The following is an 18165-nucleotide window of genomic DNA, read 5'->3' as shown; positions in this document are numbered from 1 at the left end:
TTGAACTCTCATGGAAACTAGCAGAGATTCATGAGAGTTCAAGGACAAGGAATCCCGGGCGTTGATCGGCCGTTGAACCGGCAGACGGAAGGGAGCCCCGATGCACGGACCCGCGCGAGCAGGACTGGCCGCCGTGGCGGTGGGCGCAGGCGTCATCGCCGCGCTGGACCTCGCCTACCTGGGCGAGATCAACCCGCTGCGCCGTACGATCAGCGAGCACGGGCTCGGCGACCAGGGCTGGATCTTCGCGCTGGGCGTCGCGCTCCTCGCGGTGGGATCACTGTCGATCGGGGTGTCGCTGCTGCGCAGGCGGCTGGCCGGGATCGTGGGCGCGATCGCGCTGGCGGGCTGGAGCCTCGGTCTGCTGGTGGTGGCGTGGTTCCCCAAGCACGACTGGTCGGTGGGACCCAGCCTGAGCGGCAGCATCCACAGGGTCGGCAGCTTCGTCGCGTTCCTGTCCCTGCCGCTGGCCGCGCTGCTGATCGCCAGGACGTGGCGGCGGCATCCGCGCTCGGCGCTGGCCGCGTTCCTCCTGGGGGTGGCCTCGCTGCTGTGGGTGGCGGGCATCGCCACGATGGTGTGGATCGGCGAGAGCTCGGGGCTGGCGTGGTGGCAGGTCATGCCGCTCGGGCTCGTCGAGCGGGGACTGGCGATCACCGAGGTGGGCGCGCTGGTGGCGCTCGGCCTCTGGGGAGCCTCCCGGATCACCGCCGACGCCCCCGAGCCGCTGACCGCCGGCCGTCCGACCACGCTGAAGGCCTCCGCCGAGCGCTGAGCAGCAACAGCAGCGAGCCGGGCACCGAGCGGCCACGAGCGAAGAGCGCGAACGGTGAGGGGCTACGGGCGGAGGGAAGCGATCAGGTCCTCGACGTAGGCCCTGAAGACGGCGGCCATGTCGACCTGGTCCTGGTCGATCAGCCACTGCGTCTGCAGGCCGTCCATCATCGCGATCAGGCGGTCGGCGTGCGCCTCGGCGTCGAGGTCGGCGCGCAACTCCCCCGCGTCGGCGCCGCGCCGCAACGCCCCCGCCACCGCGTGCCGTAGCCGCCGGTAGCGGGCGCGCGCCCACGCGTGACCCGGATGATCGGCGGTGACCGCCTCGCCGCTGATCACCGAGAACAGCTGCACCAGGCCGGGCACGCGCGCGTTGTAGTCGACCACGTCGGCCAGCGTGCGCAGCGCGGTCACGCCGGTCATCGACTCGAAGTCGAACCTGCGCGCGTCGACCTCGTCGCGATACTCGAGGACGGCGACGAGCAGGCGCTCCTTGCTGGTGAAGTGGTGGAGCAGCCCGGGCTGGGTCAGCTCGGCCCGCTCGGCGATCCTGGCGAGGGAGGCGCCCCTGTAGCCGTTCTCGGCGAACTCCTGAAGGGCGATGGCGAGGATCCGCTCGCGTCTCGCTTCTCCCGACGCATATCCCCTTCGTCGCACCTGGACACCCTAACAACCGCCTCTAGCGGAGAACGACGACCTGGTACTAACCTGACGCAGCCTCATGTTTCCCCCCGAGCAGGGAGGTCGACGTGCGTAACCGTCAGGCCAGAACGGCCACCTTCGCGGTCTTCGCCGTGCAGGGCCTGAGTTTCGCGACTCTCCTCACGCAGGTCGCAGCCCTGCAGAACAAGCACGGCCTCACCGAAGGCGACCTCACCCTCCTGCTGCTCGTGGTGCCGGTGCTGGCCGGAGTCGGCAGCGTGGGCGCGGGAGCGCTCGCCGCGCGCAGGGGCAGCAGGTGGCTGCTGCGCATCGCCCAGCCCGCCGTCGCCGTCGCGGTGGTGGCCGCGGGTCTCGCCGCCGACGTGCCGCAGCTGGTGGCCGCGCTGGTCGTCTTCGGGCTGGCGGTGGGCGCCGTCGACGCGGGCATGAACATGCAGGGCGTCGCCGTCGAGCGCAGGTACGGCAGGGCCGTGCTCAACGGCTTCCACGCGGCGTGGAGCGCGACGAGCCTGGCAGGGGCGCTGTGGGTGTCGCTGGCCTACGGGCTCGGCCTCCCCCTGCCGGTCATGATGGCGATCCCGATGGCGCTCGCGGTCGCCGGTTCGCTGGCGGCCCGCGCCGTACCTCTGCACGGTCGAGGAGGAGAAGGCCGAGACCACGGTCGCGGCGGCCTCCGGGCACCTCCCGTGGGGGCCGATCATCCCGCTCTGCCTGGCGATGGGCTTCCTGTACGTCGGCGACGCGGCGGTGTCCAACTTCCACGGCGTCTTCATGGAGAACATCCTCCTGGCGGGCGGGAGCGTGGCGCCGCTGGCCTACGGCGCCTACCAGGCGGCCACCCTCGTCGTACGGCTCGGCGGCGACCTCGCGGTCAGGCGCTACGGCGCCGCCTCGATCGTGCGCGCGGGAGGGGCGATCGCGACGCTCGGATTCGCGGGCGTCGTGCTGGCTCCTTCGCAGCCGCTGGCGATCGTGGCGTTCGGGCTGACCGGGATGGGGCTCGCGGTGGTCGCTCCGCAGTCGTTCTCGGCGGCGGGGCGGCTGGACCCCGCGGGGACGGGGGTGGCCATCGCGCGGGTCAACCTGTTCAACTACGTCGGCTTCATCGTGGGGGCGGCGCTGGTGGGCGGGCTGGCCGAGGCGACCGACATGCGGGTGGCGTTCGCGGCGCCGCTGGTGCTCTCGGCGGCGATCGTCGTGCTCGCCCGGGGCTTCGAACCGCGGAGCGCACCCCAGCCCAAGGTCTGAGCCCGCCGGTCAGTCGCTGCCGCTGCTGCCGCCACCACCGCTGTCGGAGAAGCCACTGTCGGAGGAGTCCCTGTCGTGGCTGTCGCCCGAGGACGACGCCTCGCCGGAGAACAGGGAGCCCCGGCGACGTGTTCCGCTCCCCGAGGACGAGGCTCCGCCGATCAGCGCCAGGACGGCCCCGATGACGAAGATCATGAAAACGGCAGCGAACCCCACTGCCACCATCGTGTCGAACGTCATCGCACCCTCTTCTCGCCAGCCGCGTGGATCTTCAGCCTAGCCAGCGCCTCGCCGCGGGCCCATGGCCGTACGGCAGGACGCGGGCGAGGAGGTCACAGGTAGGGGCGCTGGTCGCGTTTGGCCTCCTGGTAGCGGTCGTGGATCTCGCCGGGTTCCTGGGCGACGGGCACGTCCCACCAGGCTCCCGACGAGGGCGCCGAACCGCCGGGCACCGTCTCCACGTAGACCACCGTCGTCCTGACCGCCTCGCGCGCCTTCGCCAGCGCCGCGCGAAGCGACTCCCTGTCGTCGGCGGTCAGCACGTCGGCCCCCAGCGACGCCGCGTTCGCCGCCAGGTCGACGGGCACGTAGACCCCGTCCAGCTCTCCTGAGGCCCCTCTCAGCCGGTAGGCGGTGCCGAGGCGCTGGGCGCCCACCGACTCCGACAGGTTTCCGATGGAGGCGAAGCCGTGGTTGTCCACCAGGACGATCACCAGCTTCACCCCCTCCTGGACGGAGGTGGCGATCTCCTGGGCCAGCATCAGGTACGAGCCGTCGCCGACCAGGACGAAGACCTCGCGCGCCGGGGCCGCCAGCTTGACGCCGAGACCACCGGCGATCTCGTAGCCCATGCAGGAGTAGCCGTACTCGACGTGGTAGCCCTTCGCGTCGGTGACTCTCCACAACCTGTGGAGATCTCCCGGCATGGAGCCCGCCGCGTTCACCACCACGTCGGCCGGGTGCATGACCTCCCGCAGGTCCTCCAGCACCGCCTCCTGGGTGAGCGAGGGCCCCGCGCGGAACGACCACCACGACCGCGCCAGCGAGGCGGCACGGGAGGTCCACGAGGCCGGCGCCCGCCAGCCCCCGGGGCGCAGCGCCTCCAGCGCGGCGCGGGCGTCGGCGACGAGCATGACGGCGCCGTTCTTGGCCGCGTCGAAGGCGGTCACGTTGATGTTCAGGAAGCGCGCCTGGCCGAACAGCGTCCTTGAGGCCGTGGTGAAGTCGCTGTACCTGGTGCCGATGCCGATCACCAGGTCGGCCGAGCGGGCGAGCTCGTTGGCGGCCGCCGTGCCGGTGTGGCCGACGGCGCCCACGGACAGCGGGGAGTCCCACGGCAGCGCGCCCTTGCCCGCCTGGGTCTCGGCCACGGGGACGCCGTACTCGGTGGCGAAGGCGCGCAGCGCCTCCCACGCCTCGCTGTAGATCACGCCGCCGCCCGCCACGATGAGCGGACGCTCCGAGCCGCGGATCAGGTCGAGCGCGCGTCGGAGCGCGGCGGGCTCGGGGACGGGCCTGGCGACGTGCCACACCCTGCGGTCGAAGAGCTCGGAGGGCCAGTCGAAGGACTCCGCCTGCACGTCCTGGGGCAGGGCCAGCGTCACCGCGCCGGTCTCGGCCGGGTCGGTGAGCACCCGCATCGCCTGCATGAGCGCCGACGGCAGCTGCTCGGGCCTGTTGATCCTGTCGAAGTAGCGCGAGACGGGCCTGAAGGCGTCGTTCACGCTGACGTCGAGCGAGCGGGGATCCTCCAGCTCCTGCAGCACGGGGTTGGCCACGCGCGTGGCGAAGATGTCTCCGGGCAGCAGCAGCACCGGGATGCGGTTGATCGTGGCGAGGGCGGCGCCGGTGACCATGTTCGTCGCCCCCGGCCCGATCGAGCTCGTGCACGCGAAGGTCGACAGACGGTTGCGCATCTTGGCGAAACCCACCGCCGTGTGCACCATGGCCTGCTCGTTGCGGGCCAGATAGTACGGCAGCGCCGACGAGGTGCCCGCGCCCTGCGCGGCCAGCGCCTGCCCGATCCCCGCGACGTTCCCGTGCCCGAAGATCCCGAAGCAGCCCTCGACGAGCCGGTGTTCGGCACCGTCGCGCGAGGAGTACTGCTGGGACAGGAAGCGCACCAGCGCCTGGGCGACCGTGAGCCTCATCAGACCCTCCCGAAGGGCAGCCTGTCGTCGACCTGTTGCTGCTCCCAGGTCCCGCGGATCCACGCGTGCCTCGGATCGTCGCAGAAGGCCATCGACCGCTCCTGCGCGGGGCCCGCCAGCACGTTCAGGTAGTAGAGGTCGTAGCCGGGGGGCGCCATGGAGGGTCCGTGGTAGCCGCGCGGCACCAGCACCACGTCACCTGACGACACCTCGGCCATCACCTCGTGCCCTCCGTAGACCCGCTGGTAGCCGGGGCCGCCCTCGAAGTAGTAGATCTCCTCGAGCACCGCCTCGTGGGCGGAGGCGGTGTCGTGCTTGTGCGGAGGGTAGGAGGACCAGTTCCCTCCGGGGGTGAGCACCTCGACCGAGACGAGCTTGTCGCAGTCGAAGGCGTCGGGCGCGCAGAAGTTGTTGACCTGCCTGGAGGCCTGGCCCGCCCCGCGGATCTCGACGGGGACCTTCTCCGCGGGGCCGTACCTGACCGGGAAGCGGCGGGTGGCCAGCGCGGACGGCAGGGCGAAACGGCCTTCACCCGTCACGGTCACCTCGGTGTCGATCGGCAGGTAGCAGAAGTCGGTGACGTCCGCGAAGACCGACGAACGGCCGCGCAGCGACAGCCGTTCACCGCCGGCCTCGACGAGGCACGAGCCGGACAGCGGGAGCACCAGCATCTCCGACGAGCCGGTGTGGAAGGTGACGGTCTCCCCCGAGAGGTTCAGGGTCCGCAGCCCGCAGTAGGTCCACCCCGCGCTCTCCGGGGTGATCTCCAGTGCCCACGGCGAACGGGCGGTGGTGCCTGCCGGGACGAGCGTCATGAGACCTCCAGCATCGCTACTGCGGTGTCGACGGCCGCGGCCACGTCGTCGTCGGGCGGGTAGAGCAGCGCGCGGCCGACCACGAGCCCGCGCACCCCCGGCAGCCTGAGCGCCTTGCGCCACGCGGCGTAGGCCAGGTCGGGGGCGTCGCCCGGGTCTCCGCCGAGCAGCAGCGCGGGCAGCGTGGTCGCCCGCATGACGCGCTCCATGTCCTCGACCACGGGGATCTTCAGCCAGGTATGGGCCGAGGTGGTGCCGAGCCCCTGACCGACGCTGATCGCCCTGATCACGCCGTCGGGCGTCAGGTCGTGGCCGGAGCGCCGCGACCAGAACGGCTCGACCATGGCGACCAGTCCCTCCCCTGCCAGCTCGCTGACCGCCCGAGCGCAGGCGGACAGCGTGGCCGCGGTGCCCGGCTCGTCCAGGGCGATCCTGCACAGCATCTTGCCCCCGTCGAGCCGCATCCGCACGATGGAGGCCGTGTCGTAGGCGGTGAATCTGTCGTCGAACTCGAAGACCGCACCCTGGATGCCGCCGCGGTTCATCGAGCCGATGACCACCTTGTCGTCGAGGGCGCCGAGAAGCAGCAGGTCCTCGACGACGTCGGGGGTGGCGAGCAGGCCGTCCACGCCTGGTCGGGCGAGCGCGGTCGTCAGCCGGTCGAGCAGCTCGATCCTGCTGCCCATCGCCAGCGGGCGCCCGCCGACGCCGAGCGCGCCGCGCGCCGGGTGGTCGGCCGCGATGATCATGAGCTGGTCGCGCTCGGCCAGCAGCGGCCTGCGCCTGCGCGCGGCCGCCGCCTCGGCGATCCGCTCGGGGTGCCTGGCTCTGATCTCCTGGACCTGCCGGTAGTCACCCACGAGCGAGCACCTCCTCGACTGTGGGCATCGCGGGCGCGCAGGCCAGCCGCCCCGCCACGATCGCGCCCGCCGTGTTGGCGAAGCGCAGCGTCCGCTCCAGCGGCCATCCGGCCAGCAGCCCGTGACAGAGCGCGCCGCCGAAGGCGTCGCCCGCTCCGAGCCCGTTGACCACCTCGACCTCGACGGGCGGCACCGCGATCGTCTCCTTTGCGGTCATGCCCAGCACCCCCTCGCCGCCCTGCTTCACCACCGCCAGCTCGACCCCCGCCTCCAGCAGCGCCTTCCCCGCCTCGTACGGCTCGCGGGTGCCGGTGGCCACCTCGACCTCGTCGAGGTTGCCCACGGCGACGGTGACGTGCCCGAGCGCCTTGCGGACCTGGTGCGTGGCGTCCTGCGCCGAGCCCCAGAACATCGGCCGGTAGTCGAGGTCGAGAACCGTGTGCGGCCTTCGCTCCCTGGCCCGCCACGCGGCGAAGTGGGCGGTGCGCGACGGCTCCTCCGACAGCCCCGTGACGGTCGCCCAGAACAGCCTGGCCCGCCTGATCTCGGAGACCGGCAGCTCGTCGGGACGGATCACCAGGTCGGGCGCCTTGGGGAAGCGGTAGAAGTACAGCGGGAAGTCGTCAGGCGGCCTGATCTCGCAGAACGTCACAGGGGTCGGCAGCCCCTCGACAGAGGTGACGAAGGAGTCGTCCACCCCGTAGGAGCGCAGCGCGTCGTGGACGAACGCCCCGAACGGGTCGGCCCCCGTCCTGGTGATCACCGCCGAGCGCTCGCCGAGCCTCGCCGCCGCCACGGCGACGTTGGTCGGGCTGCCGCCCAGGTACTTGCCGAACGTCTCGACCTCGCGCAGCGACACCCCGACCTGGAGGGGATAGACGTCCACCCCGACCCGCCCCATCGTCAGGACGTCGATCATGCGAGTCCTTCCAGGAAGGCGACGCTCTGCCTGACATCGTCCACGGCGTCGTCCTCGGCGGAGGTGAGCACCGTGTCCTGCTCCATGACGTACCAGCCGGAGTAGCCGCTCTGGCCGAGAGTCGTCACGATCCCCGCCACGTCCACGTCTCCCTGGCCCAGCGGGCGGTAGATGCCCTGGCGGACCGCCTCGGTGTAGGTGAGGCCGCCGTCCCTGACCTTCGCCGCCAGTCCTTGGTCGACGTCCTTCAGGTGCACGTGCGCGACCCTGCCGGGATCCCTGCGCACCAGTTCGAGCGGGTCGGTGCCGCCGATCAGCAGGTGCCCCGTGTCCAGGCAGAGAGGGACGGCCGAGCCGTCCAGCACGCGCTCGACCTCCTCCCGCGTCTCGACCATGGTCCCGACGTGCGGGTGCAGGGTGATCGCCGGGCCGCGGCCCTTGGCGGCGGCGAGGATCCTCCTCAGGTTGTCCAGCAGCGTCTTCCAGCCTGTTGCGTCGAGCTGCGGCCTCCTGTCGTAGCCGTCGGCGCCGCTGTCGGCGGCCAGCACCAGCACGTCGACGTCGCCCTCAGCGAAGTCGCGCATGCGGGCCCGTACCCCGGGCAGCGGGTCGTGCCGGGGTTCGTGCAGCACGACCGGGACGAAGCCGCCGACGGCCCGCAGGCCGTACTCCTCGAGCAGGGCCTTCCTGCGCGTCGGCGAGTGCGGCAGGAAGCCGTCGGGGCCGAGCTCGGTGGCGGTCAGGCCCACCGAGCGCATCTCCGACAGCACCCGCTCGCGATCCAGCTGGTGGCCCCAGCCGGGCACCTCGCACACCCCCCAGGAGATCGGCGCGCCCGCGATCCTCATCGGCTGACCTCCTCGACGGCGACGGGCCTGCCCTCGCGGCGCGACCGCTCGGCGGCCTCGGCGACGTAGAGGGCGGCGAGCGCGTCCTCGATCGTGCACGGGCTGGTGTCGCTGCGCAGGAAGCCGTCGATCTCGGCCACGTAGGCGGCCCTGAATCTGGCGACGAAGTCCGGCCACGGTTCTCCTGGCGGCTGCAGGCCCTCCGTGCTGGTCACCGGGGTGCGCGGGTCGAGGCCCACGACCTGGGTGCGGAGGGTGCCTGCCAGCTCCATCCTGACGTCGTAGCCCGCGCCGTTGTACCTGGAGCCCTGGAGGGTCACGAGCGTGCCGTCGTCGAGGGTCAGAAGTGCCGCGCTGGTGTCCACGTCGCCCGCCTCCCTGAAGAAGTCGGCGCCCCTGTTGGCGCCCGTGGCGTAGACGGTCGCCACCTCTCGTCCGGTTACCCAGCGCAGAATGTCGAAATCATGGATGTGGCAGTCGCGGTAGATGCCGCCCGACAGGGGGATGTACCCGGCGGGCGGCGGCGCCGGATCGGCGCTGAGCAGGTGCACGCGGTGCAGCTCGCCGAGCTCGCCGGCGCGCAGGGCCTTCGCGGCGGCCCCGTAGCCGGGGTCGAAGCGGCGCTGGAAGCCGATCTGGACGCGGTTGCCCTCGCTCGCCTTCAGCACCTTGATCGTCTCTTCGACCGTCGGCGCGACCGGCTTCTCGCAGAAGACCGGGATCCCGAGGCGGCAGGCCTTCATCAACAGGTCGGCGTGCGTGCTGGTGGGGGTGGCGATGACCAGGGCGTCGGCCTCGAAGGGATCGCCCTGCCTGCCATGCGGTGAGCTGCGCACGGGGTCCCACACGATCAGATCGTCCACCAGCGGGTGCGCGGCCAGGGTTTCGGCGTGAAACGCTCCGATCCTTCCCAGACCGAGCAGACCGACACGCATGACGCCTCCAAGGGGGTCGGGGATCCCTTTCTAACCTTCTATCCCTTTCTTTGTCCAGACATACTGACCTTCATGCGTGCGATCACGTCATCGGCGTGATGGGCGGGCACCCGGGCGAATCCCATGACGATCGCGGGCGGTCCCTCGGTGAAGCGCATCTGGCCCACTTCCTCGGCCGACAGCCCCGCCGCCCGAGCGGCGGCGGCCACCTCGTTCTCGTCCCAGTCCTGCGGCAGGTCGAGGTAGATGTGCAGGCCCGCCTCGATCCCGCGCACGACCAGCTCGGGCAGGTGCTCGGCCAGCGCCCTCACCAGGGCGTCGCGGCGCTTCTTGTACTCCCTGCGCATCCTGCGCAGGTTGCGGTCGTACCCGCCGGTGCGCAGGAGGTGGGCCAGGGCGTACTGCTCGATGACGGGCGAGCCGAGGTCGAGCTCGCCGCGCGCCCGCCGTACGGCCTCGGCCAGGTCGGGAGGGGCGGCGATCCAGCCGAGCCTGAGGCCGGGGGCCAGCGACTTGCTGACGCTGCCGGACAGGATCACCCTGTCGGGCGCGAGGCCCTGCAGGCAGCCGACGGGGTCGCGGTCGAACCTGAACTCGGCGTCGTAGTCGTCCTCCAGCACCACGCCGCCCCACTCCATCAGCGCGGCCCTGCGCGCCGGCGACAGCACGACGCCCGTCGGGTACTGGTGGGCGGGGGTGAGGAGCACCGCGCCGACCCCGCGCAGGCGCTCGACCCTCAGCCCCTCCTCGTCCACCGGGATCGGCACCAGCTCGGCGCCCGTGCGCCTGAGCAGCGGGACCTGGCGGTGACTGGTGGGGTCCTCGACCGCGAGCTTCGGGCTCCTCAGGACGTGCAGGATCAGGCTGAGCCCCTGGGCCACGCCGCCGACGATCACCAGGTTGTCGGCGCTGACGTCGGCGGCGCGGACCCGCTTGAGATAGCTCGCCAGCTCCTCGCGCAGCTCGGGCACGCCCCCGGGGTCGCCGTAGTCGAAGGCGTCGCTCGGCACCGTGGTCAGCACGTGCCTGACCGCGGCCATCCAGCGCTCGCGGGGGAAGCCGCCGAGGTCGGGCGAGGTGGGACGGTGACCGTAGTAGGGCGCCCGCTCCCGCACCCGCGCGGGCTCCCTGCGGGCGGTCGCGGCGACCACGGTGCCCGCCCCGACCCTGGCCAGGAGGAAGCCCTCGGCGACCAGCTGCTCGTAGGCTTCGACGACCACGCCCCTGGACACGCTGAGATCCCTGGCCAGCTCGCGGCTGGCCGGCAGGCGCGTCCCCGCCTCCAGCCTGCCCTGCCTGATGGCCTCCCTGAGCTCGGTCGCCACCTGCCCCGCGATCGCCCCCTTGCCCCTGTCGATGGGGATATGGAGATCGGCCAATTGGTCCTCACTTTTGCCGCGTCATTGGACTGTATGGGCGAACCATTCCATTCCTAGCATGCCGTACATGAGAAACGGTGTCATCGGAGCTGCCTCCGCCATGTTCCTCGTCGGCACCCTCGCGGGGGTCTCGGGAGTGATCCAGAACTATCCGGTGTACGGCGGGCAGGCCGTCCGCTACCTCGCGGCGGCGGCCATCCTGCTGGCCGCCACGCGCGTGATGGGCCTGCGCTTCGTCAGGTTGACGGCCCGCGAGACGCTCCTGCTTCTCGCGCTCGCGCTCCTGGGCCTGGTCATCTTCAACGTGTGCGTGATCGAGGCGACCCGCGAGTCGGGGCCCGCGCTGCCCGGCACCATCCTCGGGACGGTCCCCCTCGTGCTGGCCATGGTCAGCGGACGGCCCGCGCCCCGGCTGGTGATCAGCGCCGGCATCGTGGTCGCGGGCGCGGTGCTGGCCACGGGGCTCGGCAGCGGCAACCTGCCAGGGCTGCTGTGGTCGCTGGGCGGGCTGGTCGGGGAGGTCAGCTTCTCCCTGCTGGCGATCCCGTTGCTGCCCAAGCTGGGCGCGCTGCGCGTGTCGGCCTACTCCACGGCGCTGGCCGTGCCCGTGCTGGCCGTCGTCGGATTCTTCATGGAGGGCACGGCCATGCTGCGCGTGCCCACCGTCGCCGAGGGCCTCGGCTTCGTCTACCTGACCGTGGTCGTGACGGTCATCGCCTTCTTCCTCTGGTACTCCTCGCTGCCCAAGCTCGGCCCCGGCACGGCGGGCCTGTTCGCGGGGCTGATCCCGGTCGGCGCCATCGTCACGGGGCTGGCGCTGGGCATCGCGGTGCCGTCCGCGCCCGACCTGCTCGGAGCAGGACTGGTCATCCTCGGCATCGTCGTCGGCCTCACCGCCGACCGCGGCGCCGCGATCGCCGTTCCCCAACCAGCCGCCGGCCGCTCCTGACGGCGCGGTCCTGCGGAGGCACGGCACGTCGTACCCTCTAGGGGACCGAAAGGATCGAGGGACATGCCCGAGTTCGACTACACCGACCTGCTTCCGCTTGGCGCCGACGACACCGAGTATCGGCTGATCACCAGCGAGGGGGTGCGGAGGGTCGAAGCTGCGGGACGCAGCTTCCTGGAGGTCGACCCGGAGGCGTTGCGGCTGCTCACCGAGACCGCCGTCCACGACATCTCGCACTTCCTTCGCGCCTCCCACCTGGTGCAGCTCAGGAAGATCGTCGACGACCCCGAGTCGAGCGGCAACGACAGGTTCGTGGCGCTCGACCTGCTCAAGAACGCCTCGATCTCGGCGGGCGGCGTGCTGCCCATGTGCCAGGACACCGGCACGGCCATCGTCATGGGCAAGCGCGGACGCCACGTGCTGACCGACGGCGCCGACGCCGAGCACATCTCGCGCGGCGTCTACGACGCCTACACCAGGCTCAACCTGCGCTACTCGCAGATGGCTCCGCTCACCATGTGGGAGGAGAAGAACACCGGCAACAACCTGCCCGCCCAGATCGAGCTGTACGCCGAGGACCCCCACGGCCACCCCGACGAGTACAAGCTGCTGTTCATGGCCAAGGGCGGAGGGTCGGCCAACAAGTCGTTCCTCTACCAGGAGACCAAGGCGGTGCTCAACGAGAAGCGCATGCTGGCCTTCCTCGAGGAGAAGATCCGCTCGCTGGGCACCGCGGCGTGCCCGCCGTACCACCTGGCGGTGGTGATCGGCGGCACCAGCGCCGAGTACGCGCTGAAGACCGCCAAGTACGCCTCGGCCCGCTACCTCGACTCGATCCCGACCGAGGGCTCGCCGTCCGGGCACGGCTTCCGCGACCTGGAGCTTGAGCAGAAGGTCTTCGAGCTGACCCAGAAGCTCGGCATCGGGGCGCAGTTCGGCGGCAAGTACTTCTGCCACGACGTGCGCGTCATCCGCCTGCCCAGGCACGGCGCCTCCTGCCCCGTGGCCATCGCGGTCTCCTGCTCGGCCGACAGGCAGGCGCTGGCCAAGATCACGCCTGAGGGCGTGTTCCTGGAGAAGCTGGAGACCGACCCCGCGCGCTTCCTGCCGGAGACCACGGACGAGCACCTGTCCGACGACGTGGTGCAGATCGACCTCAACCGCCCGATGGCCGACATCCTCGCCGAGTTGACGAAGTACCCGGTCAAGACGCGCCTCTCGCTCACCGGCCCGCTCGTCGTCGCCCGCGACATCGCCCACGCGAAGATCGCCGAGCTGCTCGACAACGGCGGCGAGATGCCCGCCTACCTGAAGGACCACGCGGTCTACTACGCCGGACCGGCGAAGACGCCGACGGGGTACGCCTCTGGCTCGTTCGGGCCGACGACGGCGGGGCGCATGGACTCCTATGTCGAGCGCTTCCAGGCCGAGGGCGGGTCCATGGTGATGCTCGCCAAGGGCAACAGGTCCAAGCAGGTCACGGAGGCCTGCCGGCAGTACGGCGGGTTCTACCTCGGCTCGATCGGCGGGCCCGCGGCGCGCCTCGCCCAGGACTGCATCAAGAAGGTGGAGGTCCTGGAGTATCCCGAGCTGGGGATGGAGGCGGTGTGGAAGATCGAGGTGGAGGACTTCCCCGCGTTCATCGTGGTCGACGACAAGGGCGAAGACTTCTTCGCCGACACCACGGGCCCCGTCCTGTCCATCGGCCGCCGCTGACGTGCTCGCCGTCTCGCCCGGCCGTGCGAACGGCCGGGAGGGCGAACGCACCCAGAGGGGCGACTGTCTCCACCCGTGGGGAGCGGCGTGGAACAGGGGCTCCCGCGCCCTGAAGGGCGCTCTGAGCCGCGATCTCCGCGTGGCAGCCGCATGGACCGCCCGGCCGCACAGAGGGAGCCGAGGGTCAGGCTCGCCGGGCTGGGGACGGCAGCTGGCCGCGTGAAGGCAGCCGTCTACGCGGGTGGATGGTGTCCAAGGGGTGTCGGGAGGGCCGATCACCGAGGTGTGGTCGGTCTCGGGCGACCGCACCTTCTACGGTGACTCTGGGCCTTGCCGGTCTGCTGACGACCCGGGCCCTGCCTCTGGCCTTCGAGGGGGGTGGGACCCTGCCGGTCTGTCGGCGACTCCTGCGTCAGGCGCCCGTACGTGGGGGTGGATCGGACTCTCCGCCGTGGTCCTGCGGGACTGCCGGCGACGCGGGTCGCGTCGGTGCGTGGGGTCTGTGCTGCGCTGGGGCCTCGCCGCTCCGGTGGCGAGCCGGAGAGTGTGGATCCAGCGGCGGCTCGGGGTTCGCGGGCGCCTCAGGCCGCGACCAGACCTCTGTGCGGGGCCACGACGGAACCGTCGGGCAGCAGCAGGCCGGTGTCCTCGAACAGGACCACGCCGTTGCACAGCAGGCTCCAGCCCTGGTCGGGGTGGGACGCGATCACGTGCGAGGCCTCACGGTCCGCGGCGTTCGCGGTGGGACAAGCGGGTCGATGACTGCACATCTTGCACCTCTCAGATGCTGCTCCTGGTTTGTTCTGTTGATAGGGCTACGTTCGCCCTGACGGTGTCCGGAGGTCCGGCTCGCGGTCTGCGCCGGCCTGCTGGGCCCCGCCTGATCGTGCCGGCGGATCTCTTTCCCATCCCAACGAGACTGGCGACGCTCTTGGTTCCTGTGAACCTTCTACCTTCATCATGACGACCGGCGCCGACAGTTTCGATGCATTTTGTGGCACTGGGGTTCACGTTTTCAGCATGCCTTGAGGTCCTGACGAACGGCTTGCAAACGGCTGACGCGGCGCGTAGCGGAGATCAGCCGTAGTCGTGCCGGGGCATGCGAGAAGGACAGGAGCTCAGCGGTGAGCGCGGCGGCCTCGCCCCTGCTTGCCCTACACCAGGTGGACGGAGCCGGCGGGGCGAACGGACACAGCCGCGCGGGCGCATGCACGGGAGTGGCGGGCGGAGATGGCCCTCCGCCCGCCGCGGACCGTACTGGCCTCGCCATCATGATGCAGATGCGAAGGCTTTGCAATAACAAGGGGTCCTAGGACCAAGGTCTGATGCACATGCGAATCACTTGCAATAGTGTCGAAGCGCTGTTGATCAACAGGAGGTGGACCATGGGTGCGTACACCCTTCCCGACATGCCCTATGACTACGCGGCGCTCGAGCCCGCGATCACGGGGGAGATCCTCGAACTGCATCACGCCAAGCACCACGCCGCCTACGTCAAGGGCGCGAACGACACCCTCGAGCAGCTGGCTGAGGCGCGCGACAAGGGCCAGTTCGGCGGCCTGGTCGGGCTCGAGAAGACCTTCGCCTTCCACCTTTCGGGCCACGTGCTCCACTCGATCTTCTGGGAGAACCTCTCCCCTGACGGCGGCGACCGCCCCGACGGCGCGCTGCGCGCCGCGATCGACGAGCACTTCGGCACCTTCGAGGCCTTCCAGAAGCAGCTGACCGCCGCCACCAGCGGTGTGCAGGGCTCCGGCTGGGGCGTGCTGGCCTACGAGCCGCTGGGCGGGCGCCTGGTGGTGGAGCAGGTTTACGATCACCACGGCAACGTCGGCATGAACACCACGCCGCTTCTGGTGTTCGACGCCTGGGAACATGCTTACTACCTGCAGTACCGCAACGTCCGCCCGGACTACGTGGAAAGGCTTTGGACCCTGGTGAACTGGGACGATGTCGCCAAGCGATTTGCTGACGTGACGAGTCAGGCTGGTTGACCGAAGTTCGCAACTTTTTATCGGCCCGGCCTCTACTGGTCGGTTTCAGCAAATAGGTAAGCTGCCTGCCATGCGTGCGCCGTCCGGTTACCTCCTTGCCGCGCGCTATCGGCTCATGGAGCCGGTCGGCCGCGGCGGCATGGGCACGGTTTGGCGAGCGCACGACGAGTTGCTGGACCGTCACGTTGCGGTGAAGGAAGTGCGGCTGCCGACCGTCCTCGACGAGGAGCTCAGGGCCGAGTTGTGCGCCCGCACCGAGCGCGAGGGCAGGGCCACGGCGATGGTCGCCCACCCCTCGGTGATCACCGTCTTCGACGTCGTCACCGAGGACGAGCGGCCCTGGATCGTGATGGAGCTGCTCCAGGCCAGGTCGCTGGAGCAGCTCATCCAGGACGAGGGCCCGCTGCCGCCGCGCAGGGTCGCCGAGATCGGCAGACAGGTGCTGGGCGCGCTGCGCGCCGTCCACGCCAAGGGCATCCTGCATCGCGACGTCAAGCCCAGCAACGTGCTCGTCACCGAGGACCGCGCCGTCCTCACCGACTTCGGCCTGGCCGCCATGGAGGGCGACGCCTCCATCACGCAGGCGGGCATCGTGCTCGGCTCGGCCGGCTACATCGCCCCCGAGCGGGTGCTCGGCTCGAAGGCCAGCCCCGCGGGCGACCTGTGGTCGCTCGGCGCGACCCTCTACACCGCCGTCGAGGGCAGGGGCCTGCACGGCAGGCGCACGGCGGCGGCCGCGCTGGCCGCGCTCACCAGCGGTGAGCCGATCCCCATGGTCAAGGCGGGACCGCTGGCCCCCGTGCTCGACGCGCTGCTGCGGATCGACCCCGCCACCCGCCTCGACTCGGTGCGCGCCTCGCTGATGCTGGCCAGGGTCGCGGCCGGAGGTTCGGCCGAGGAGCCGCTGACGACCAGGGGCAGGATCGCGCGCCCGGGTCCCGCGCGCCGGCCCACGCATCGCGGTCTGCACAGGGCGGAGACCACCGCGCCGACCCCCGTCGTTCCCATGCCGCGCACCCACCGCAAGCCGGGTGAGGGAGTGCATCGGAAGGTCATGGAGCAGCGCCCTGCACCGTCCGGTTACGCCCGGTTTGTAGCCAAAGTGATAAAGTTGTTCCTTCCTAGGCGCTTTTGGCCCCGCGAACTTCGCAAGCGTGGGTAAAGCGTTATCCAAGCGAGAATAGATATCTTCTTCTCATGCCGGAACAGCAGAAGCGCCTGCTCGCGGAGCGCTATGAGCTGATCACACCGATCGGCCGGGGGACCATGGGGACCGTTTGGCGGGCCCACGACCGCGCCCTCGGTCGCGAGGTCGCGATCAAGGAGATCCGTCAGGATCCCGGGCTCACCGAGGAGCAGCGTGCCGAACTGCGCGAGCGCATGGTCCGTGAGGGCCGCACCGCCGCGCGGATCAGCCATCCCTCCGTGGCCTCGATCCACGACGTGCTCATCCAGGACAACAGTCCGTGGATCATCATGGAGCTCGTCGAGGCCCGCTCCATGGAGCAGGTGATCGAGGAGGAGGGCCCGCTGCCGCCCCGTCTCGTGGCCGAGATCGGCGTCGACCTGCTGGGCGCGCTGCGCGCCGCCCACGCGCAGGGCGTCACGCACCGCGACGTCAAGCCGGGCAACGTGCTGATCACCGAGAACGGCAGGGTCGTCCTGACCGACTTCGGCATCGCCAAGGCGGAGGGCGACACCAGGCTCACCAAGACCGGCATGGTGATCGGTTCCCCCGGCTACACCGCGCCCGAGCGGGCCCGCGGCGAGTACACCGGCCCCGAGTCCGACATCTGGTCGCTCGGCGCGACGCTGTACTTCGCGGTGGAGGGCAGGCCCGCCTACGAGCGCGCGACGGTGGCCGAGACACTGGCCGCCCTCATGACCGAGAACGCCGACGCTCCCACGCAGGCCGGGCCGCTCCGTCCGGTGCTGGAGGGCATGCTCCACAAGGACCACCGCCAGCGGCTCACCGCGGCCACGACCGAGACCATGTTGCGGATGGTGGCCGACACGCCCACCAGCGACATCCCCAAGGTCATGGAGGACTTCGACCCCGACAGGACGATGACTGTGCAGCGCCCCAAGCCCTCCGAGCAGGACGATCAGAGCGCCATCGTCACCTCGCGACTGTCGATCCCCTCCACGGGCCTGCCCGGCAAGCCCGTCTACCCGCCGCCCGCCGCCGCGAGCGGCCCCGGTACGACCGGCCCTGGCCGGCCTGACGGTCCTGGAGCGCCTGGCGGGCCGGGGCGCCCCCAGGGGTCAGGCGCCTTCGCAGGCCCCCCTTCGGGCGCCGGAGCCTTCTCAGGCCCTCCCGCCCAGGGCGGCGCGGGCGCGTTCGGAGCGCCCGCGGGCCCCGGCGGGCCAGGCGCCTTCGCGGGGCCCGCCAACGCCGACACCCGCCCGAGCGGCTCCAACCAGCGGCCGGCCGGCCCCGACCAGCGTCCTGGTCCCGGCGGACCTGGCGGCCCCCACGGGCAGGCCGGGCCGCCCACGCCGCCGGGTCCCCAGCCTGGCCCCCAGGCAGGCCATGGCGGGCCCACCGGCCACCCGGGCCCCGGCGGACCGGGGCACGGCGGGCCGGGCGGTCAGCCGGGAGCCGGGCGTTCCGGGTACGCGGGCCCGCAGGGAGCGCCCCCGTACAACGGCGGTCCTGGAGCCCCGGGCGACACCGTGGCGCACCGCGCGCCCGGCGGACCCGGCACCCCCGGGCCCGCCGCTCCGCCGCGCGGCTACGGGAGCGACCACCCCGACAGGCAGCCAGGCCTCGGCACCGAGCTGTTCGCGATCGCGGGACAGTCCGCCCAGGAGAAGGAGGGCAACCGCGCGGGAGTCCTCATCCTCATCGGCGTCGCCATCGTCGCCCTTGCCGTGATCGCGATTCTGGTCATCTCCGCCGTCTCGGGCTGACC

General features: G+C 71.2%; 18 protein-coding genes. 7 read left to right on the top strand and 11 right to left on the bottom strand.

What is annotated here, in order from left to right; genetic code table 11:
- The first annotated feature begins 100 nt into the window (after positions 1 to 100).
- On the top strand, positions 101 to 775 hold the full coding sequence (locus tag FHR33_RS31410; protein WP_183655394.1) for a DUF998 domain-containing protein: 675 nt from the start codon (positions 101 to 103) through the stop codon (positions 773 to 775).
- 62 nt (positions 776 to 837) lie between these two features.
- Here FHR33_RS31410 and FHR33_RS52855 read toward each other — a convergent pair whose 3' ends face one another.
- The gene (locus FHR33_RS52855) at positions 838 to 1431 is read right to left on the bottom strand and encodes a TetR family transcriptional regulator C-terminal domain-containing protein (protein WP_183655392.1); all 594 of its coding nucleotides are present in this window, start codon (positions 1429 to 1431) and stop codon (positions 838 to 840) included.
- A 62-nt stretch (positions 1432 to 1493) separates the two neighbouring features.
- Complete coding sequence (locus FHR33_RS49280; RefSeq protein ID WP_221241326.1) at positions 1494 to 1925, bottom strand: hypothetical protein; 432 nt, start codon at positions 1923 to 1925, stop codon at positions 1494 to 1496.
- Positions 1926 to 2154: 229 nt separating this feature from the next.
- Between FHR33_RS49280 and FHR33_RS49275 the strand changes: the two genes are divergently transcribed.
- A complete protein-coding gene (locus FHR33_RS49275; protein ID WP_221241325.1) occupies positions 2155 to 2685 on the top strand; it encodes an MFS transporter in 531 nt (176 codons plus the stop codon).
- Between the two features lie 9 nt (positions 2686 to 2694).
- On the opposite strand, the gene FHR33_RS31395 is transcribed toward FHR33_RS49275, so the two are convergent.
- From FHR33_RS31395 to pdxR, 8 genes are all read right to left on the bottom strand, one after another.
- Complete coding sequence (locus FHR33_RS31395) at positions 2695 to 2925, bottom strand: hypothetical protein (RefSeq protein ID WP_183655389.1); 231 nt, start codon at positions 2923 to 2925, stop codon at positions 2695 to 2697.
- 92 nt (positions 2926 to 3017) lie between these two features.
- Entirely contained in the window at positions 3018 to 4835 is a 1818-nt protein-coding gene (iolD, locus tag FHR33_RS31390) for a 3D-(3,5/4)-trihydroxycyclohexane-1,2-dione acylhydrolase (decyclizing) (protein ID WP_183655387.1), read from the bottom strand.
- On the bottom strand, positions 4835 to 5650 hold the full coding sequence (gene iolB / locus FHR33_RS31385; RefSeq protein WP_183655384.1) for a 5-deoxy-glucuronate isomerase: 816 nt from the start codon (positions 5648 to 5650) through the stop codon (positions 4835 to 4837). Before iolB ends, iolD begins: the two co-directional genes overlap by 1 nt.
- Positions 5647 to 6510, bottom strand: a complete 864-nt coding sequence (locus FHR33_RS31380; RefSeq protein ID WP_183655381.1) for a Cgl0159 family (beta/alpha)8-fold protein — start codon at positions 6508 to 6510, stop codon at positions 5647 to 5649. Before FHR33_RS31380 ends, iolB begins: the two co-directional genes overlap by 4 nt.
- On the bottom strand, positions 6503 to 7429 hold the full coding sequence (iolC, locus tag FHR33_RS31375; protein WP_183655378.1) for a 5-dehydro-2-deoxygluconokinase: 927 nt from the start codon (positions 7427 to 7429) through the stop codon (positions 6503 to 6505). Before iolC ends, FHR33_RS31380 begins: the two co-directional genes overlap by 8 nt.
- On the bottom strand, positions 7426 to 8277 hold the full coding sequence (locus FHR33_RS31370; protein WP_183655375.1) for a TIM barrel protein: 852 nt from the start codon (positions 8275 to 8277) through the stop codon (positions 7426 to 7428). Before FHR33_RS31370 ends, iolC begins: the two co-directional genes overlap by 4 nt.
- Positions 8274 to 9212, bottom strand: coding sequence for a Gfo/Idh/MocA family protein (locus FHR33_RS31365; protein ID WP_183655372.1), 939 nt, complete (start codon positions 9210 to 9212; stop codon positions 8274 to 8276). The genes FHR33_RS31370 and FHR33_RS31365 overlap by 4 nt, the downstream gene beginning before the upstream one ends.
- Positions 9213 to 9250: 38 nt before the next feature.
- A complete protein-coding gene (pdxR, locus tag FHR33_RS31360; RefSeq protein ID WP_183655369.1) occupies positions 9251 to 10591 on the bottom strand; it encodes a MocR-like pyridoxine biosynthesis transcription factor PdxR in 1341 nt (446 codons plus the stop codon).
- 67 nt (positions 10592 to 10658) lie between these two features.
- On the opposite strand from pdxR, the gene FHR33_RS31355 reads away from it, so the two are divergent.
- The gene (locus FHR33_RS31355) at positions 10659 to 11540 is read left to right on the top strand and encodes a DMT family transporter (protein WP_183655366.1); all 882 of its coding nucleotides are present in this window, start codon (positions 10659 to 10661) and stop codon (positions 11538 to 11540) included.
- Positions 11541 to 11603: 63 nt separating this feature from the next.
- Positions 11604 to 13256 carry a fumarate hydratase gene (locus tag FHR33_RS31350; protein ID WP_183655363.1) on the top strand — a complete coding sequence of 551 codons (1653 nt, stop codon included), beginning with the start codon at positions 11604 to 11606 and terminating at the stop codon, positions 13254 to 13256.
- A 581-nt stretch (positions 13257 to 13837) separates the two neighbouring features.
- Here the strand turns inward: FHR33_RS31350 and FHR33_RS31345 are convergent.
- The gene (locus FHR33_RS31345) at positions 13838 to 14026 is read right to left on the bottom strand and encodes a DUF5999 family protein (protein WP_183655360.1); all 189 of its coding nucleotides are present in this window, start codon (positions 14024 to 14026) and stop codon (positions 13838 to 13840) included.
- Positions 14027 to 14641: 615 nt separating this feature from the next.
- On the opposite strand from FHR33_RS31345, the gene FHR33_RS31340 reads away from it, so the two are divergent.
- The 3 genes from FHR33_RS31340 (at position 14642) to FHR33_RS52005 (ending at position 18163) form a co-directional block, all read left to right on the top strand.
- The gene (locus FHR33_RS31340) at positions 14642 to 15250 is read left to right on the top strand and encodes a superoxide dismutase (protein ID WP_183660405.1); all 609 of its coding nucleotides are present in this window, start codon (positions 14642 to 14644) and stop codon (positions 15248 to 15250) included.
- 70 nt (positions 15251 to 15320) lie between these two features.
- Complete coding sequence (locus FHR33_RS31335; RefSeq protein WP_183655357.1) at positions 15321 to 16412, top strand: serine/threonine-protein kinase; 1092 nt, start codon at positions 15321 to 15323, stop codon at positions 16410 to 16412.
- Between the two features lie 35 nt (positions 16413 to 16447).
- Entirely contained in the window at positions 16448 to 18163 is a 1716-nt protein-coding gene (locus FHR33_RS52005) for a serine/threonine-protein kinase (protein WP_183655354.1), read from the top strand.
- Positions 18164 to 18165: the final 2 nt, after the last annotated feature.

Source organism: Nonomuraea dietziae, assembly GCF_014195505.1.
GTDB lineage: Bacteria > Actinomycetota > Actinomycetes > Streptosporangiales > Streptosporangiaceae > Nonomuraea > Nonomuraea roseola.
The sequence above is the reverse complement of the archived record's forward strand: the minus strand, read 5'-3'. Positions and strand labels throughout refer to the sequence as shown.

Coding starts and splice junctions, on each gene's coding strand:
- FHR33_RS31410 (WP_183655394.1), top strand. CDS start 101: ATGCACGGACCCGCGCGAGCAGGACTGGCCGCCGTGGCGGTGGGCGCA.
- FHR33_RS49275 (WP_221241325.1), top strand. CDS start 2,155: ATGGGCTTCCTGTACGTCGGCGACGCGGCGGTGTCCAACTTCCACGGC.
- FHR33_RS31395 (WP_183655389.1), bottom strand. CDS start 2,925: ATGACGTTCGACACGATGGTGGCAGTGGGGTTCGCTGCCGTTTTCATG.
- iolD (WP_183655387.1), bottom strand. CDS start 4,835: ATGAGGCTCACGGTCGCCCAGGCGCTGGTGCGCTTCCTGTCCCAGCAG.
- iolB (WP_183655384.1), bottom strand. CDS start 5,650: ATGACGCTCGTCCCGGCAGGCACCACCGCCCGTTCGCCGTGGGCACTG.
- iolC (WP_183655378.1), bottom strand. CDS start 7,429: ATGATCGACGTCCTGACGATGGGGCGGGTCGGGGTGGACGTCTATCCC.
- FHR33_RS31370 (WP_183655375.1), bottom strand. CDS start 8,277: ATGAGGATCGCGGGCGCGCCGATCTCCTGGGGGGTGTGCGAGGTGCCC.
- FHR33_RS31365 (WP_183655372.1), bottom strand. CDS start 9,212: ATGCGTGTCGGTCTGCTCGGTCTGGGAAGGATCGGAGCGTTTCACGCC.
- FHR33_RS31355 (WP_183655366.1), top strand. CDS start 10,659: ATGAGAAACGGTGTCATCGGAGCTGCCTCCGCCATGTTCCTCGTCGGC.
- FHR33_RS31350 (WP_183655363.1), top strand. CDS start 11,604: ATGCCCGAGTTCGACTACACCGACCTGCTTCCGCTTGGCGCCGACGAC.
- FHR33_RS31345 (WP_183655360.1), bottom strand. CDS start 14,026: ATGTGCAGTCATCGACCCGCTTGTCCCACCGCGAACGCCGCGGACCGT.
- FHR33_RS31340 (WP_183660405.1), top strand. CDS start 14,642: ATGGGTGCGTACACCCTTCCCGACATGCCCTATGACTACGCGGCGCTC.
- FHR33_RS31335 (WP_183655357.1), top strand. CDS start 15,321: ATGCGTGCGCCGTCCGGTTACCTCCTTGCCGCGCGCTATCGGCTCATG.
- FHR33_RS52005 (WP_183655354.1), top strand. CDS start 16,448: ATGCCGGAACAGCAGAAGCGCCTGCTCGCGGAGCGCTATGAGCTGATC.